13 protein-coding genes and 2 pseudogenes are annotated in these 16,167 nt (G+C 40.2%); 6 read left to right on the top strand and 9 right to left on the bottom strand.

Annotated features, from left to right (window positions below):
- Positions 1-7: 7 nt before the first annotated feature.
- The 6 genes and pseudogenes from miaE to NSTCB13_RS31570 form a co-directional block, all read right to left on the bottom strand.
- Positions 8-604 carry a tRNA isopentenyl-2-thiomethyl-A-37 hydroxylase MiaE gene (gene miaE / locus NSTCB13_RS31595; protein ID WP_448270159.1) on the bottom strand — a complete coding sequence of 199 codons (597 nt, stop codon included), beginning with the start codon at positions 602-604 and terminating at the stop codon, positions 8-10.
- Between the two features lie 236 nt (positions 605-840).
- Positions 841-2,736, bottom strand: a complete 1,896-nt coding sequence (locus tag NSTCB13_RS31590) for a CheR family methyltransferase (protein ID WP_448274991.1) — start codon at positions 2,734-2,736, stop codon at positions 841-843.
- Positions 2,737-2,969: 233 nt separating this feature from the next.
- Positions 2,970-3,597, bottom strand: a pseudogene (locus NSTCB13_RS31585) (chemotaxis protein CheB).
- Between the two features lie 148 nt (positions 3,598-3,745).
- Positions 3,746-4,615, bottom strand: a complete 870-nt coding sequence (locus NSTCB13_RS31580) for a polyphosphate kinase 2 family protein (protein ID WP_445626580.1) — start codon at positions 4,613-4,615, stop codon at positions 3,746-3,748.
- A gap of 178 nt (positions 4,616-4,793) precedes the next feature.
- Positions 4,794-5,270: a hypothetical protein gene (locus NSTCB13_RS31575; RefSeq protein ID WP_445626581.1), complete on the bottom strand. Its 477-nt coding sequence runs from the start codon at positions 5,268-5,270 to the stop codon at positions 4,794-4,796.
- Between the two features lie 261 nt (positions 5,271-5,531).
- Positions 5,532-6,794, bottom strand: coding sequence for a proton extrusion protein PcxA (locus tag NSTCB13_RS31570; protein WP_448274989.1), 1,263 nt, complete (start codon positions 6,792-6,794; stop codon positions 5,532-5,534).
- Between the two features lie 534 nt (positions 6,795-7,328).
- Here NSTCB13_RS31570 and NSTCB13_RS31565 point away from each other — a divergent pair.
- The 3 genes and pseudogenes from NSTCB13_RS31565 (at position 7,329) to NSTCB13_RS31555 (ending at position 9,766) form a co-directional block, all read left to right on the top strand.
- Positions 7,329-8,498 carry a tetratricopeptide repeat protein gene (locus tag NSTCB13_RS31565; RefSeq protein ID WP_448275047.1) on the top strand — a complete coding sequence of 390 codons (1,170 nt, stop codon included), beginning with the start codon at positions 7,329-7,331 and terminating at the stop codon, positions 8,496-8,498.
- Positions 8,499-8,602: 104 nt separating this feature from the next.
- Positions 8,603-9,171: pseudogene (locus NSTCB13_RS31560) on the top strand (Uma2 family endonuclease).
- A gap of 337 nt (positions 9,172-9,508) precedes the next feature.
- Positions 9,509-9,766: a helix-turn-helix domain-containing protein gene (locus NSTCB13_RS31555; RefSeq protein ID WP_448274987.1), complete on the top strand. Its 258-nt coding sequence runs from the start codon at positions 9,509-9,511 to the stop codon at positions 9,764-9,766.
- 216 nt (positions 9,767-9,982) lie between these two features.
- Here the strand turns inward: NSTCB13_RS31555 and NSTCB13_RS31550 are convergent, their stop codons facing one another.
- A complete protein-coding gene (locus NSTCB13_RS31550; RefSeq protein WP_448274985.1) occupies positions 9,983-11,149 on the bottom strand; it encodes a pyridoxal phosphate-dependent aminotransferase in 1,167 nt (388 codons plus the stop codon).
- A 318-nt stretch (positions 11,150-11,467) separates the two neighbouring features.
- Between NSTCB13_RS31550 and NSTCB13_RS31545 the strand changes: the two genes are divergently transcribed.
- Together NSTCB13_RS31545 and NSTCB13_RS31540 are read left to right on the top strand one after the other, a co-directional pair.
- On the top strand, positions 11,468-12,136 hold the full coding sequence (locus NSTCB13_RS31545; protein WP_448266486.1) for a ribonuclease T2 family protein: 669 nt from the start codon (positions 11,468-11,470) through the stop codon (positions 12,134-12,136).
- Between the two features lie 382 nt (positions 12,137-12,518).
- Positions 12,519-13,979, top strand: coding sequence for an inorganic phosphate transporter (locus NSTCB13_RS31540; protein ID WP_445626587.1), 1,461 nt, complete (start codon positions 12,519-12,521; stop codon positions 13,977-13,979).
- An 81-nt stretch (positions 13,980-14,060) separates the two neighbouring features.
- On the opposite strand, the gene NSTCB13_RS31535 is transcribed toward NSTCB13_RS31540, so the two are convergent.
- Positions 14,061-15,143, bottom strand: coding sequence for a class I fructose-bisphosphate aldolase (locus NSTCB13_RS31535; RefSeq protein ID WP_445626588.1), 1,083 nt, complete (start codon positions 15,141-15,143; stop codon positions 14,061-14,063).
- 362 nt (positions 15,144-15,505) lie between these two features.
- Between NSTCB13_RS31535 and NSTCB13_RS31530 the strand changes: the two genes are divergently transcribed.
- Positions 15,506-15,820, top strand: a complete 315-nt coding sequence (locus tag NSTCB13_RS31530; RefSeq protein ID WP_445626589.1) for a hypothetical protein — start codon at positions 15,506-15,508, stop codon at positions 15,818-15,820.
- Between the two features lie 32 nt (positions 15,821-15,852).
- Here the strand turns inward: NSTCB13_RS31530 and NSTCB13_RS31525 are convergent, their stop codons facing one another.
- Positions 15,853-16,095 carry a hypothetical protein gene (locus NSTCB13_RS31525; RefSeq protein WP_448274983.1) on the bottom strand — a complete coding sequence of 81 codons (243 nt, stop codon included), beginning with the start codon at positions 16,093-16,095 and terminating at the stop codon, positions 15,853-15,855.
- Positions 16,096-16,167 lie beyond the last annotated feature (72 nt).

Genomic DNA, 16,167 nt, shown 5'->3' with positions numbered 1-16,167 from the left:
TAGTCTACTAACTGTGAATTCTAGGTTCTGGGTGCAAAGTCGCCAGCAACTCGCTTTCGACAATTGCTAATTCATCAAGCCGCTGCATAACAATTTCTTTGTCGAAATAAGTAGCAGCTAAAACCCAATATATACCGTAGTGACGCGCTTCGGATGCCATTAGCCCACGATAAAATTTTGCTAACTCTGGCTCTGGACAGTAAGCAGCTAATAGTCCCAGGCGTTCGTGAGAGCGAGCTTCAATTAAACCAGTGACTAGTAAGGAATCCAGAAATCGCTCAGGTTCTTTGGGGCGTACTTGAGCTTTTAAAAGAGCGCCGTAAGGAGGGGGTGGTAGGGGAGCTAGGGGAATATTCCGGCGTTCTAACCATTGGTTGACTAGCTCAAAATGTTCTAGTTCTTCGCGGGCGATCGCAGTTAACTCCCGTACCATTTTAGTATTGGAAGGGTAGCGAAACATCATGTTCAAGGCTACCCCTGCTGCTTTGCGTTCGCAGTGGGAGTGGTCGAGTAAGATGATATCTAAATTAGCGATCGCTTGTTCTAACCAAGCAGAACTAGTGGGCTGTTTCAGGGCGTTGATAGTCGATAACTGAGTAAGCACAGAGTCAATCAATTTTGGATTTTGGATTTTGGATTTTGGATTTTTCAATAGTTTAAACTATTAGTCCGCCAAAGAAACTTTGCGGGATTTATCGTCAGAAAATCAAGTTCTTTTCTCCCTACCTTGCCTACTCCCCTGCCCCCGGTTACTGAGCGTTGGTCATTGAATTTCGACTACGCTCAATTACCGCGTAGCCGAAATGAGTCGAAGTATGCTCCCCTGCTCCCCTGCCTCCCTCATTCCTGCCGCTGCCGTTTCTCCATTTCTTGAGTAGAAATCATACTGTTGACTTTCTCTACATCTACCATCATCAAAACTGCTCCTTGCATTTCAATTCCAAGCAGGGGAGTAATTGCTAGGTAACATTTTATTTGTCTACCCCGACGATTGGTAGCATTGAGGATCATTTCTTGAAACTGCTTTTTCCCGGATAGGGATTCACGAATAGGCGATCGCAACTGCTCGACGGGTAGCCCAATATCTAAGCTGAAGATAGACTTGCCGATCACTTCATCAGTCCGCAAGCCCCATAAATCTTCGACCATGTAATTCCAAATAGAGATATTAAAGCTGCCGTCAATTACCACTACTCCCGTTTGCAGACTTCTGAGAATAGAAATGAGACTAATATTTGTGTGATTAAGTTCTGTGGTGCGCTGGCTCAGTTCGCTATTAATTGTCTGTAATTCTTCATTAGTAGATTGGAGTTCTTCATTCATCGTCTCCAATTCTTCATTGGTAGATTGGAGTTCTTCGTTAGTAGTTTCTAACTCTTCATTGGTAGATTGTAATTCTTCGTTGGTAGTTTCTAACTCTTCATTGGTAGATTGTAATTCTTCGTTGGTAGTTTCTAATTCTTGTTGGGAACGTTTCAAGGCATCTTGGAGTTTAATATAACGGGTGACATCATGAAAAGAAATACTGACTCCTAAAAAGCTGCCATCTGTATCTTGTAAAGGTGTAATTTGTACATCTAGATATTGAATTTCTGTGTTAGACACATAGCGCTCTACATTTGTTATGCTCACAGGGCGGCGTTCGGTATAAGCCCGTTCAATTAGCGATCGCAATTCAACAGGTCGATAGGAAAGTTCTAGATCCTGGAAGGGACGAGTTAAATCTTTGGGGAAAAGACCGAACAAAATCCGCGCTTGCTCGTTCATCATTACCAGAGTGCCATTGGTATCAATGACTATTTGGGCGATTGGAGTTGTGTCAAAACCCATTTCTCGCAATCGGAGATTTCGAGCCAAACGGTTGCTAGATTCGTCATCTGCGGGATTTGCCATAACTAAGAGGCGATCGCGTAAATTCACCGTCGATACTTTAGTAAATATTCGATTTTTTAAGTCCAGCGGCATAAACAAATTAGAATGCATCAATAGCATCTCTGCTTTTCCTAAAAACAGATAGCCATTATCATTTAGTGCAAAATGAAACCGGGCTAGAATTCGCCCTTGAGTCTCAGAATTAAAATACATTAATGTATTGCGGCTGACTAATAAATCTAAACGCGAAATGGGTGCATCCTGAAGCAAATCGTGACGACCAAAAATCACTGAGCGGCGCAAGTCTTGGCGGAAAACATAGCGGTTCCCCACAAGTTCAAAGTATTTCTGCCGCAGTTCATCTGGTATAGATTGGACATCTTTTACTGAATACACAGCTTGCCTAGCCTGGTTGAGAGCATCTTCATCTACATCTGTGGCGTAGATTTTCACTCGTTGACGAAATTCCTCTGCTCCCAATATTTGGGCCATCAACATTGCCAGGGTATAAGCTTCTTCTCCAGAAGCACAGCCAGCGCTCCAGATACGGATTTGATCGGCAGCTTGTTTATTGTTAATCAGATTAGGCAGTATTTGCTCTGCTATCTCTTCCCAAGCTGATGAATCTCGAAAAAAAGCGGTCACGTTAATTAAAATCGTATTGAAAAGATGATTAAATTCTTCTGGATAAACTTCTAGATAGTCTTGATACTCTTCAAAACTTTCTATGGCTAATGACTGCATCCGCTTGAGTACTCGACGTATCAAAGTCGAGCGCTTATAGCCTGTAAAATCAAATCCCCGGCTTTGTCTGAGATAAACCAATAAATTTTCAAATTTAGGATCTTTTTCTGCGGAAGTCATAGTTTAAGGGGGCAGAGGGCAGGAACAAAGGAGTGGAGTTCTAGATTATGCTTCCACGAGTATCAAAGACCCATTAATGGAGTTCAAAGCCACATTAACGCAGTTTAAAGCCTCATTAATGGAGTTGTGAGCTTCATTAATGGAGTTCAAAGCCTCATTAAACTATGTTGACACTAAGTTGGTTGCACTTTAATACATATCTCCTCTACTCCCCTGTCCCTATGCCTCTCAGTTTAGTTAAATTTTGCCATGACTAAACTTACCAAGGTGGTAGAAATTTCATCAAGAGGTAGAATAAAATCTACATTCCCAGTGTTAATTGCGGCGGAGGGCATCCCTGCAAATTCGGCGGTTTTTACGTCTTGGACAATGACAGTACCACCCATTTTTTTAATTGCTTCTATTCCGATTGCGCCATCGCTACCTGTTCCACTTAGCACAAGGGCCATCGCTCTGTCTTTGTAAGTGGCTGCAACCGATTCAAATAATAAGTCAGCCGAAGGACGTAAAAAATGTACTAATTCAGATTGTGATAAAGAAAGTGTACCGTCACCATTAACCAACAAGTGACGATCGGGTGGAGCAACGTAAGCCGTTCCTGGGGGTCAGGGAATCTCCTTCTTGTGCCTGTTTGACAGTAATGTCTGTGCGCCGACTGAGAATTTCTGCCATAAACGACGGATGTTCCGGAGCCAAGTGTTGCACAATGGCGATCGCGGCAGGAAATTCTGCTTTTAGAGTCGATAGCACTTGAATTATAGCAGTCAGTCCGCCTGCCGAGGCTGCGATCGCCACTATATCAAAGGCAGCATTAGTAAAGTGAGGTGGATGATTTTTGGCATTTTCTGCCATTTCAATCATGATTTTGCCCCTATGACTATCTGCATAACTTCTTTAGTTACAAATAGTATTACATTAATTAAGTTGCAATTTTTTCTTATTTACATATATCATACAATATATTTTAACTACTTCAGTATTTTTTGCCTTTACCGATCAAATTCACAGGTTAATCTTCCTGCTCTAAAATAGATTTCGCTTTCAAAAGTTGCTGCTTATGTTCCTCACTAACTGTTGGGTATTGCAGATTTAGTTCTTCTAATTTTGTGCAGATAATATTGGCAACGATCAGCCGTGTAAACCATTTGCGATCGGCAGGAATGATATACCACGGTGCCCATTTAGTACTAGTATTATTAAAAACTTCTTCATAAGCATTCATATAATCATCCCAAAAAGCTCGTTCTCGGACATCATTATCTGAAAACTTCCAATTTTTATCAGGAGAGTCAATCCGTTCTAAAAAGCGTTTTTTCTGCTCTGACTTAGAGACATTTAGAAAAAACTTCAAAATGATTACGCCATTATCAACCAAATATTTTTCAAAGTTATTGATTTCTTCAAAACGCTGTTTCCATATCTTATTTCCATTAGGAATGTGAGGAAGTTGTTGTTTCTGAAGCATTTCTGGATGGACGCGAACCACTAGCGCTTCTTCATAGTATGAACGGTTGAATATGCCAATTCTTCCTCTTTCTGGCAGAGCTTTCATTGAGCGCCACAAGTAGTCATGGTCTAATTCTTCCGCACTGGGGCCCTTAAAACTAAACACCTGAAATCCCTGTGGATTAACACCAGAAGTTACGTGTTTAATAGTGCTGTCTTTGCCAGCAGCATCCATTGCTTGAAAAATAATCAACAGAGCATAGGTGTTTTGAGCATAGAGAATATTTTGGTAATTAGCTAGTCGTTCAATATCTACTTTTAATTTGGTTGCAGCATCACTTTTTTGATGGAAATCAGTTTTATAAGCTGGGTCATAGTTTTTTTTCAAAGAAATCTTTGAACCAGGTGGAACAATGAAAGCATCATGATTCATCTATCAAATCTCCTAACAGCTATTTAATACAAAAGCACATTTTGAAGCGTTGATTCCTGAAAGTTAAGTAAAGCAACGTAAATAATTAAAAGTTTGTAGTAAGGACTAAAGTCCTCTCTGCGAACTAATCTCAAGATTTATTACATTACTTAATCTACTTCGATTTATTCTCATCTACTTACTTACGTCGCTTTGGCATCGGACGCATTGCTTCACGTCCCAAGATAAACATCCCTGTGATACCTAAACAGACAAACCAAATATATTGATACCAATATTGCCGAATCTGTACAACTGTACTAGTTTTTGGATGCAATGTATTTAAGTATAGCAGCAGCATCAATATCATCAGTGCCCCAAAACCAACAAGGCTCAAGCCAATAAAAATTCGTGCAGAACGCAGTTCAAAATCACTAATAGTATTTAGGTCAATTTCTGCCAGTTCCTTAAAGGAGTCATCCGCTAAAGATGAGGCTGCTTGAAATCTATTACTCAGTTTTGATGGCAAAATTGGCGACAGTTTTGCTACAGTTGGGCGACGAAGTAAAGCCTCAGTATCTCGCAGCAATTCTAGTGGTTTACGGGTAGTAGTTGGTTGAGCAAACTCTATGTTTTCTGTAGGAGTTGAGGCATTAGCTTTGCTTTCAAAATCCATAGTATACTTCGGAAAAACCAGGATATACATAGCCTAGCGAATCAAAAGACAAATGCGTGAAAATAATTTGTAATTTGTAATTAATTGATTTTTGGGAAAATACTAATCATTCTACATTACTGATAAATTCTGACTCCTGACTCACCTCGGCTCATTTCGGCTACGCGGTAATTGAATCTCGACTTCGCTCGATTACCGCGTAGTCGAAATTCAATGACCAACGCTCGGCGACCATCTGAGTGCTGAATTCTTACTGAAAAACTATTCGTCCATTTCTTTTAATGTAGCTAATGCCGATGGAGATAAACGACTGAGATAGCGGAATATCCAGTATTTAAAAATAGTATTTAAAATCACAGGAAATGTAGCAATAAAGAAAAAGATTACATTTCTAGTGGGTGGTAGACCTAAATGTTCTGCCAATCCTGCAAGCAGGACTTCCCAACCGTCTGGTGAGTGAAATCCGACAAATATATCAGTAAACAGAATAATTAAAAAAGCTTTGGCACTATCGCTCAGACCAGAGACAATGGTATCCATAAAAGACTTAAGGATCGCAATTTCTCTTTTGCTCATGGCGATAACTATACCAAAAGAAAATAGTGATATTAAATCAGCAAAAATATTACTAAGACTACTATTGCTTTTTCTCCTAAATTCTTCCGAGATTTCAATTGCTTTACTTTTAATTTTTCCTTGTGTTAACTCTGAAGAAAGTGCTGGTGCTTGATTAATAAAATATTCAAATCTCAATGCTTCTTGAAAACTATGGAATTCATGGAGAGCTTCTTTTTCCATATCAGAATTGATGAATATTGTAGTTGCATTATCTCCTCTAACCCTTTCTAGGATTGGACTTACAATATATTCTTTAGATAAATATTGAGTTAAAAGCGGTACAAGAATGAGAACTATCAAAAATCGCAGAGCAATTATTGTTCTACCTTTAGAAAGGCGATAATTCCTGACAAATTCTTCTTCTGTCTGCGGTGCAAAATCTGCTTGAATTTTATTAATCCTTCTGCCGATAGAACTCTTAGGCAATTTAGGTTTTGGAATTGGAGGGTTAATTTGAGGATCGTTTACATTAGCTGAATTTAGCTGTTTTTTGATTTCGTTATCATTAATGTTTAAAGGCTGATAAGTGGGCACTAAGGAAGTCTTATTAATTACTTCATCTTTGATAGCATACTTCTCTACTACTTCATCAATAATCTTCAACTTTTCTAATAAAACAGAGTTAGAAATATTGATAATTCCCCGACTAAGCTGAAATTCTGCAAGCCTGATCTTAATAATAGTTAGGTTCTTATTAAGATACACTTGCCAATAAGACATTACATTTTCAGTATAATTTACTGATTGTAAAGATATTTTTTTGTTATCAAAATGTTCGTTCTCAATGTTTTTAATTCTCTGAGCTGCTTGGTAAGCTTCTAAAAGTGCCCTTTCTGGCGTATCTGAAAACCAACGCTTAAGCGATCGCAAATATTTTTGGAATGTTCTGGTAAGTGAGTTTTTCATTACATATATGACTTTTAGATAATGTGTATTATAGTTATATAATCATAAAAAATGGGTAATACAGCTAAATAGTTAGTCCAATCCAGATTCAGGTAATACTCCCTGATGCAATAGACCTCTTGCAAAAATATATTTTTGCACTCTCAGGGTAAAGGGAAAAAGGTAAAGGGAAAGGATTTTGAGTTTTTTTATCCTTTTCCCCTTCACCTTTACCCCGACAAATGCCAAGAAGTCTAATGTCTAGGAAGGGCTACGTCTACGCTAGCAATTTTATATTACCTGTAAACTCAGATGGATCGGCATAGATTGGCAGTTTATCCATTACACTGTCATTATTGACACTACATGTCAGTATTTCTGGTCTATACAAAAGCCCTGATTGTAACATTTCACAATCAAAGCAAATTTTCCATTATGCAGAGTTTATCACTGTTAAAAGGAATAGGAAGTAAAGATGTTGTTTTCTCATCTCCCTTATCCCTCTATTCACTACTCCCCACTCCCAAGTTTTAAATTATGAGTTTGAGTCTATGCATGATTGTGAAAAACGAAGCAGCAACACTGCCTAAATGCCTAAGCAGTGTGAGAAAAGTAGTGGATGAAATGATAGTCTTGGATACAGGCTCAATCGATCGCACTCCCAATATTGCCCAACAACTCGGTGCAAAAGTCCATCATTTTAAATGGTGTAATGACTTCAGTGCTGCCCGCAATGCAGCTCTCAAATATGTCACTGGTGATTGGATTTTGGTATTAGATGCTGATGAAACTCTGACTTCAGCAATTGTACCGCAGTTACGAGAGGCGATCGCAAGAGATGAATATTTGCTCCTCAACCTCGTCCGCCAAGAAGTTGGTGCAGAACAATCTCCCTATTCTCTGGTTTCCAGGCTATTCCGCAATCATCCAGATATTCGTTTTGACCGTCCTTACCATGCCTTAGTAGATGATAGTGTGTCAGAAATTTTAACCAGAGAACCCCACTGGCAAATAGGTTATTTACCTGGGGTTGCCCTTGTACACACAGGATATCAAAAAAGTGCGATCGCTCAAAATAACAAATATGCCAAAGCCGCTACAGCGATGGAAGGGTTTCTGGCAACTCATCCCAACGATCCCTATGTTTGCAGTAAATTAGGAGCGTTGTATGTGCAAACTGGGAAAATTTCTCAAGGTATGGATTTGCTAAGACATGGAATCACCGTTGCTGAAGACAACTACGATATTTTATATGAACTCCACTATCATTTAGGCATTGCCTACAGTCGCTTGCAAAAATCCCCACAGGCGATTTATCACTATCAAGCTGCCATCAAATTGCCAATCTATCCCATGCTCAAACTAGGAGCATACAACAACTTGGGTAACTTACTCAAAGCAGCAGGAGATTTCAACGGTGCGAAAACTGCTTATATCACAGCTTTGAAAATCGATCCCACTTTTGTTTTTGGACATTATAATTTGGCGATGACATTTAAGGCTTTGGGTTTATTTGCAGATGCGATCGTATATTATCAACATGCAATTACCTTAAATCCTAACTATGCCGAAGCATATCAAAATTTGGGGGTAGTGTTGCTGAAAGTTGGCAATCATCAAGATAGTTTAGCAGCTTTTAGAAAAGCGATCGCCCTTCACGAAAGGTATAATCCCGAAGAGGCAAAGAGACTACGCCAGGGATTGCAAGAGATGCAGTTGATATAGGGCATTGGGCATGGGGCATTGGGCATTGGGTATGGAGGAGAATAACAAATAACAAATAACAAATGACAAATGACAAATAACAAATGACAAATTCAGAGGTTTCGATGAGCCAAAGTATTGATGAACGGATACGCTGGACAAGTGCAGACTTAGAGTTATTGCCAGATAACGGTAATCGCTACGAAATTATCGATGGGGAATTATTTGTGACTAGGGCACCGCATTGGGGACATCAAAAAGCCATAGCAAATATTTGTGGAGAATTAAGAACTTGGTCACTCTCAACAGGTCTTGGTGAGGCTGTCCCCCAACACCAGGAATTATTTTTAGTGATGCAGATAACGTTATTCCCGATGTGGTTTGGGTAAGTAAAGAACGCCTCGCCATTTTACTTGACCAAGAAGGACATTTAACGGGAGCGCCAGAACTGGTTGTAGAAGTACTTTCCCCTGGAGTCCAAAACGAGCGACGCGACCGCGAAGTCAAGCTAAAATTATATGCTTCTAGAGGAGTTCAAGAATATTGGATTTTAAACTGGCAATTACAACAAGTTGAAGTGTATCGCCGAGAAAAAGCAGTTCTGAAATTAGTAGCAACATTATTCCCAACAGATGACCTCTCTTCACCTCTGTTACCAAATTTTGTTTGCACTGTAGCGCGGTTGTTTGTGTGAATATGCGGAACTTCAAAAACTTGAAGCTGGAAACACAAAACATCAAACTGAAGTATAGTTCAATACAGTTAAGTTAACTGTATTGACTTATAGTCTCAAGACTTGCCTCCCCTAGTTCTCCCCGATTGTTACCTAATCTAAAAATACCAACACAAAAGTTAAAATCAAAACTTTTGGCAGTATCAAACTTTTCATTATTTTATGAATAAAGAGATAAAGTTATTTCGTTTATTTTGTTCATATTCGGTGATGTTGGCAGCATAATTGCCTTCACGGGCATAATTCTTTAAAGAATATGACAACGTAGATGCAATAAGTATCTGAGGAAGTAATACCTATGCTTGAAACCCATCTTATCCACACCGAAGCTGATTATCGTGCTGCACTTGATGAAATTGAAAGATTGTTTGATGCAGAACTAAATACACCAGAGTTTGACCGCTTGGAAGTTTTAACTACGCTTGTGAAAGCATACGAACAAAGGTATTATCCAATCGAAACACGAGATCCTATTGAAGCCATCTTATATTATCTTGAATCCCGTGAGTTGTTTTTAGATGAGATAGAGCCAATGAAACCAGCCATGTTTTACTAAAAACCCCTGGAACTTGAGCTTCAGAACGCGAAACTTGAGCTTCGGAACACGAAACTTGAGGTTTAAAAATGAACTCCACCAGTTCTGAGTCGAAAAGGTGGAGTTAAAAAGTTGAAGAGTAGAGAAATGCTCCTCACAAATGACAAATACTTCTCTACGAGAGGCTGCGCCAACGACTACGCTCAGTACAAGTGACAAGTGACAAATGACAACCGACTAAATACGCGACTTGACAAATTTCTCTAATCTATCCATTCCCTTTTCAATCGTCGCCATATCTGTGGCGTAGGAAAGGCGAATGTTGTCATCAGCGCCAAAAGCAATTCCGGCAATGACAGCAACTTGATGTTCTTCCAATAAAGCGTCACAAAATTCTAGGGATTTTAGACCTGTTTTGCTGATATCAGGGAACAGATAAAAAGCGCCATCTGGTTTTGCAGTACTCAATCCGGGAATGGCGTTGAGTCTGTCTAGCATTACCTGTCGCCGTTTGGCGAAGGCTTGGCGCATTTCTTCGACACAATCTTGAGAACTTTGTAGCGCCGCGATCGCACCATATTGGGCAAAGGTACACACGTTAGATGTACTATGCCCTTGGATGGAACTGGCTGCTTTAATGATTTCTACAGGCCCTGCTAAATAACCAAGTCTCCACCCAGTCATAGAATAAGCTTTCGCAAACCCATTGCTAATCAAAGTCCGGTCAAAAATTTCCTGACCCAAAGAACCGATGCTGATATGTTCTGCACCGTCGTAGAGAATCTTTTCGTAAATCTCATCAGAGACAACAAAGATATCTGCATCAACTATTACCTGCGCCAGTGCTTTAATTTCATCTGGCGTGTATACCATCCCAGTGGGATTAGATGGAGAGTTGAGGATAAATAACTTTGTCTTCGGCGTAATCGCTTTACGGAGTTTTTCGGGAGTAATTTTATAACCCGTCGTGGCATCTGTAGGGACAATTACCGAAACTCCACCTACCAAAGTCACCATTTCAGGATAACTTAGCCAGTAGGGTGCAGGGATAATTACCTCATCACCTGGATCGATTAGCGCCACGATTAAGTTGTACAGAGAATGCTTACCGCCATTGGTGACGATGACATTCTCAGACTTGTAATCAAGACCGTTGTCGGTTTTAAGCTTGTGGGCGATCGCTTCCCTTAACTTTGGTTCTCCGGCTGCTGCACCATATTTGGTTTTGCCTTCATCCAAAGCTTTGACTGCTGCGGCTTTAATATGCGCTGGGGTATCGAAATCTGGTTCTCCAGCGCTAAAACTACAAACATCTATTCCTTCCGCCTTCAGTGCCTTAGCCTTGGCTGCGATCGCTAAGGTTAATGAAGGTGTTACCTGACTTACTCTTGCTGCCAGCTTCATTCTTACTATTTTTGGCAAATCTTTCACTTATCTAAGGATATCCCAGAATCCCTACCAAGATTTGCTTTTTCTGAATTCGTTGAGAATCGGGGAGATGAGGGAGCAGGGGAGCAGAGGGGCTGAGGGGCAGGGGGAGCTGAGGGGCAGGGGAGAATAAGAAATAACTAATGACCAATACTTCGGCTTACCTCGGCTCCGCTCGGTACGAGTCGCTCAGTACAAGTGACAAATGACAAATGACTCCGCAAAGCAGTTTGATTATTGACTCTTAACCATGTATTATGTATAACTTTATTTTTAGGTAAACTAGTTGTTTTTATGCAGATTAAGAAACTTTTAATTGCATCTTCTCTGTTAATTACTGGTCTTTTTATACCTAATGCTGCCATTGCTCAAAATCGCGGTACTCCGGGTAAATTTGATTTTTATGTACTGACACTCTCTTGGTCGCCAGATTATTGTGCGGCAAATGGTAGCCGTGACAAGCAGCAGTGTGGTTCTGGAAGGAAACTTGGTTTTGTACTACATGGTTTGTGGCCGCAGTATCAAACTGGTTATCCTGCTAATTGTTCTACACAAAAATTACCGTCGGAAGTAAAGCGACAATTTCCAAATTTGTATCCTAGTAATAAACTTTACGATCATGAATGGGAAAAACATGGTACTTGTTCGGGGAAAACTCCTGCGGAATACTTGGGATTGAGTAAAAGGTTAAAAGATGCGATCGCTATTCCCGCAGCTTATAATCGTCCGGCAAAACCATTGCGTACTACAATTACAAATTTTAAAAATTCCTTTGTGAGTGCTAATAATCAAATTACTGCTGATGGAATAGCACCTTTTTGTTCTGGTTCGGGAAGATTTTTGCAAGAAGTCTTCTTTTGTTATTCCAAAAATGGTGAACCTGGGATTTGTAGCGCCGAGATTTTGAAGCGATCGCAAAAAAGTTGTGGCCAGCCAGATTTCTTACTGCGAAACGTTAGATAAAAATCGGGAATGGGGCATTGGGCATTAGTCATTAGTCATTAGTTATTTCTTATTCCCCTTGTCCCCTCTGCTCCCCTGCTCCCCTGCTCCCCTGCTCCCCGTAACTATGATTTGAAGTTCCTTAATTTATTTTTTACTGTTTCTTATTTATTCCTTAACCTATTTATTCTAATCTTCTAATTGTAATTAGAACCTATTCTTATTTTGAAATAACAGATGCAATCAGAAAATTTATTTAGCACAAAGTTGTATTTTTAATTATAACTTTTTGTGTAGCTCACTGAATTGCAATAACTCCAAGTTTTTTCCCAGTTTTAATAGTTTTTTGCAACACAAATTATTTTAGTCAGGGTGCATTCTTGTCTTTTACTAGGAGTGCTAAATGGAATATTTATTTCTGGCTTTGGCGCTGAGTCTTGCACTCGGCTTCGAGTTTGTCAATGGTTTTCATGATACTGCAAATGCAGTTGCCACGGTCATTTATACTAACACCCTAAAGCCAAATATTGCCGTTGTTTGGTCAGGCTGTTGGAACCTAATTGGTGTGCTGACATCAAGCGGAGCTGTTGCTTTTGGCATTATTGCCCTGCTTCCTGTTGAGTTGGTACTCAATGTTGGCTCAAGTGCAGGCTTCGCAATGGTCTTTGCACTTTTGATTTCAGCGATCATGTGGAACTTGGGAACCTGGTACTTGGGCTTACCTGCATCCAGTTCACACACATTGATTGGCTCGATCATAGGTGTTGGTTTAGCAAATTCAATGTTGTCTTCGGGTCATATTTTTGGTGAGGGCGTGAATTGGGCAAAGGCACAGGAAGTTTTTACATCTTTACTGATTTCGCCAATTATTGGATTCACCTGCGCCGCACTGCTATTAATACTAGCGAAGATACTGATTAAACGACCAGAGTTATACCGTGCGCCGGATCATGGTAAAGCACCGCCGCCTTGGATACGTGCTTTGTTAATCTTGACATGTACTGGCGTGAGCTTCGCCCACGGTTCAAATGATGGTCAAAAAGGTATGGGTTTGATCATGCTCATCTTGGTAGGCATTCTACCAGGTATGTTTGCACTGAATATAGATACCAATGCAGGAGCGATCGCTCAGTTGGCCGCTACGTCCAACTCTGTGATTTCAGTGCTGCAACAACCACTACCTGGAACATTCTTAAACAACCAAAACGTCTCAGATGAGCTTTCCGACTACCTCAAACCAAGTAACGAAGCCACCGAAAAAACATTACCAGCTCTTGCTGCTAAGAGTCGTACAATCAAAGATAAGCTTGCTGATAAGACTAGTTTCAAGCAGCTTTCAAAGGATGAGCTTGGCTCATTACGAACTGATATGTATCTAGTAGCTGGAACAATTGCAAAGTTGGACAAACAGAAAAAATTAACTAATACCAAACAAGAAGAGGTGCTTACCAGTTATAAAACGCAGTTGGATAAAGTAACCAAATTCATTCCCAATTGGGTAAAATTTGCCGTTGCCATTGCACTGGGTCTTGGCACAATGATTGGTTGGAAGCGGATTGTAGTAACAGTAGGTGAAAAGATTGGCAAAGACCACCTTACTTACGCTCAAGGAGCTTCCGCCGAGTTAGTAGCTATGACAACCATTGGTGCTGCGGATTATTTCGGTCTACCAGTCAGCACCACTCACGTACTATCATCTGGTGTAGCGGGTACAATGGCGGCGAACCATTCGGGTTTGCAAATGGATACTCTAAGAAATCTGCTCCTAGCCTGGGTGCTGACACTGCCGGTTTGTGTACTGCTTGGTTCTGCTACATACGCAGGTGGCTTGTATATAGTCTTGAATATTCTAGGCTTGAAGTAGGACAATGGGGCATTGAAAAGTAAAAAGTAAAAAGGCAAAAGATTCTTTTCTTTTTACTTTTGCCTTTTACCTTTTGACTTCTTAAGCGATCGTCACATCTGGCGACAAGTAAACATCTTGAATGTTGTGAAACAGTTTTACACCTTCCTCAAAAGGACGTTGGAAGGTTTTTCGCCCAGAAATTAATCCTGAACCACCAGCGCGTTTGTTGATTACGGCGGTGCGTATTGCTTCGGCGAAGTCGTTTTTACCAGTCGCGCCACCAGAATTAATTAGCCCTACACGCCCGGAGTAACAATTGAGTACTTGATAACGAGTTAAATCAATTGGGTGATCGGTTGTCAACTCTGTGTAAACCCGCTCATCGGTTTTGCCGTAACTCTTACCACTGGCTTTGGCAATTGCACCGTAACCATTGTTATTTTCGGGTAACTTTTGTTTGATAATGTCGGCTTCAATGGTTACACCCAAATGATTCGCTTGTCCGGTGAGGTCGGCTGCAAGGTGGTAATCTTTATCTTGTTTAAAGGCGTTATTCCGCAGATAACACCAGAGAATTGTTGCCAAACCGAGTTCGTGGGCGCGTTTAAAAGCTTTGCTGATTTCTTGAATTTGTCTGGTAGAATGCTCCGAACCAAAGTAAATTGTCGCACCTATCGCCGCCGCCCCTAAATTCCAAGCTTGTTCGACATCCGCAAACAATACCTGGTCAAATTGATTGGGGAAAGTCAGCAATTCGTTGTGATTGATTTTGGCAATAAAGGGAATTTTGTGGGCATACTTGCGCGAAACTATACCTAATGTCCCCAAAGTAGTAGCAACAGCATTGCAATCTGCGGCGATCGCTAACTTGACAATATTTTCTGGGTCAAAGTAAATTGGATTGGGCGCAAAAGACGCGCCAGCTGAGTGTTCAATCCCTTGGTCTACTGGTAAAATCGAGAGATAGCCTGTATTTGCCAGACGACCAGTAGAGTAAAGTAAGTGGAGATTACGCAATACTTGAGGATTGCGATCGCTGTTGAGCCAGATGCGATCTACAAAGTCTGGGCCCGGCAAATGTATTAAATCACGAGAAACTTTTGCTTTGTAAGTAAGCAGGTCTTCAGCCTCTTTACCTAGCAATGACTCAATAGAATTAGGCTCTTTGAGCGTTGTAGTCATAGTATTATCCTCAAAAACTGAGCAAATGACCTTGTTTTTAAGATAGCATTTCTAATATTGCTAACTTGGTTGTACGGTCATTAGTTATGTGTATTCTTTTTGAATATATAGCAATCTTCTTTTATAAATGAAAACCAAAAGGCTGAGATTTCCCACTTGTTTCAATAAGCCGAGAATCTTGTGATGAATGATTAAGTAAGGCTATACTACCGGAAGTATTAAATCAACTTTCGGAATTGATATTTTCAACAGTGACCAACATCAAACAGTACAATCATACTATCTGGCGATCGTAACTGAAAATTGAAAACCCATCTTTCCCGGATTTTGGTAATAATTTTGAACAAAATAAATACAATTGTATGAATAAGTTTCAAATCGATATCGACTTTAGCAATATAGATTTAGCTTCCCTTGAGACAGAAGAAGATTTTCAAAGAGAAGCAAAAATGTTACTTCCAAAGGCACTGGTCAAACTAGGTGAAAGTGTGGGTGAAAAAACTTGGGAAGAATTACAGCAAAAGCTGCAAGGAACTGGAGGTAAACTCAAATCTTCTCCCAGCGAGAAACGTAGGTTTATTCAAGAAACTGGAAGAACTTATCAACGAAATGCTAGTAACAGAGAAAAACAAGAACTAGAAGATTATATAGTAGAGCAATTACGCCAGCACAAGTAGTATTTGTCAGAAGTTAACTTATCAGACATAATTCAAATAAACCAGCGACGAATAAACTCCACTTGAAAGCGATAGCCGTCGTCAACTTCCTCAATTAACTTCCGTTGCAACAGCAAGTTGAAAATAATATCAGCATCAGGGAACTGTTGCAATAGAGTTTGGCGGCTGACTATAGCCCCTTCCCCTTGAGCGGCGATAAAACATAGAATCGCTTGTCCAGTAGCATCTACTTCGTTGTTTTGAATGTCAGCTAATAAAAATCTGCCACTTTGCAAAGCTTCTGAATTGCAATTCCAGCGATCGCTGCAATAATTAGCTTGGAATATTTAGGTGTTAATAAGTCAAAA

This window comes from Nostoc sp. DSM 114160 (assembly GCF_053470305.1).
This window is presented reverse-complemented; position numbering and strand designations above follow the sequence as displayed.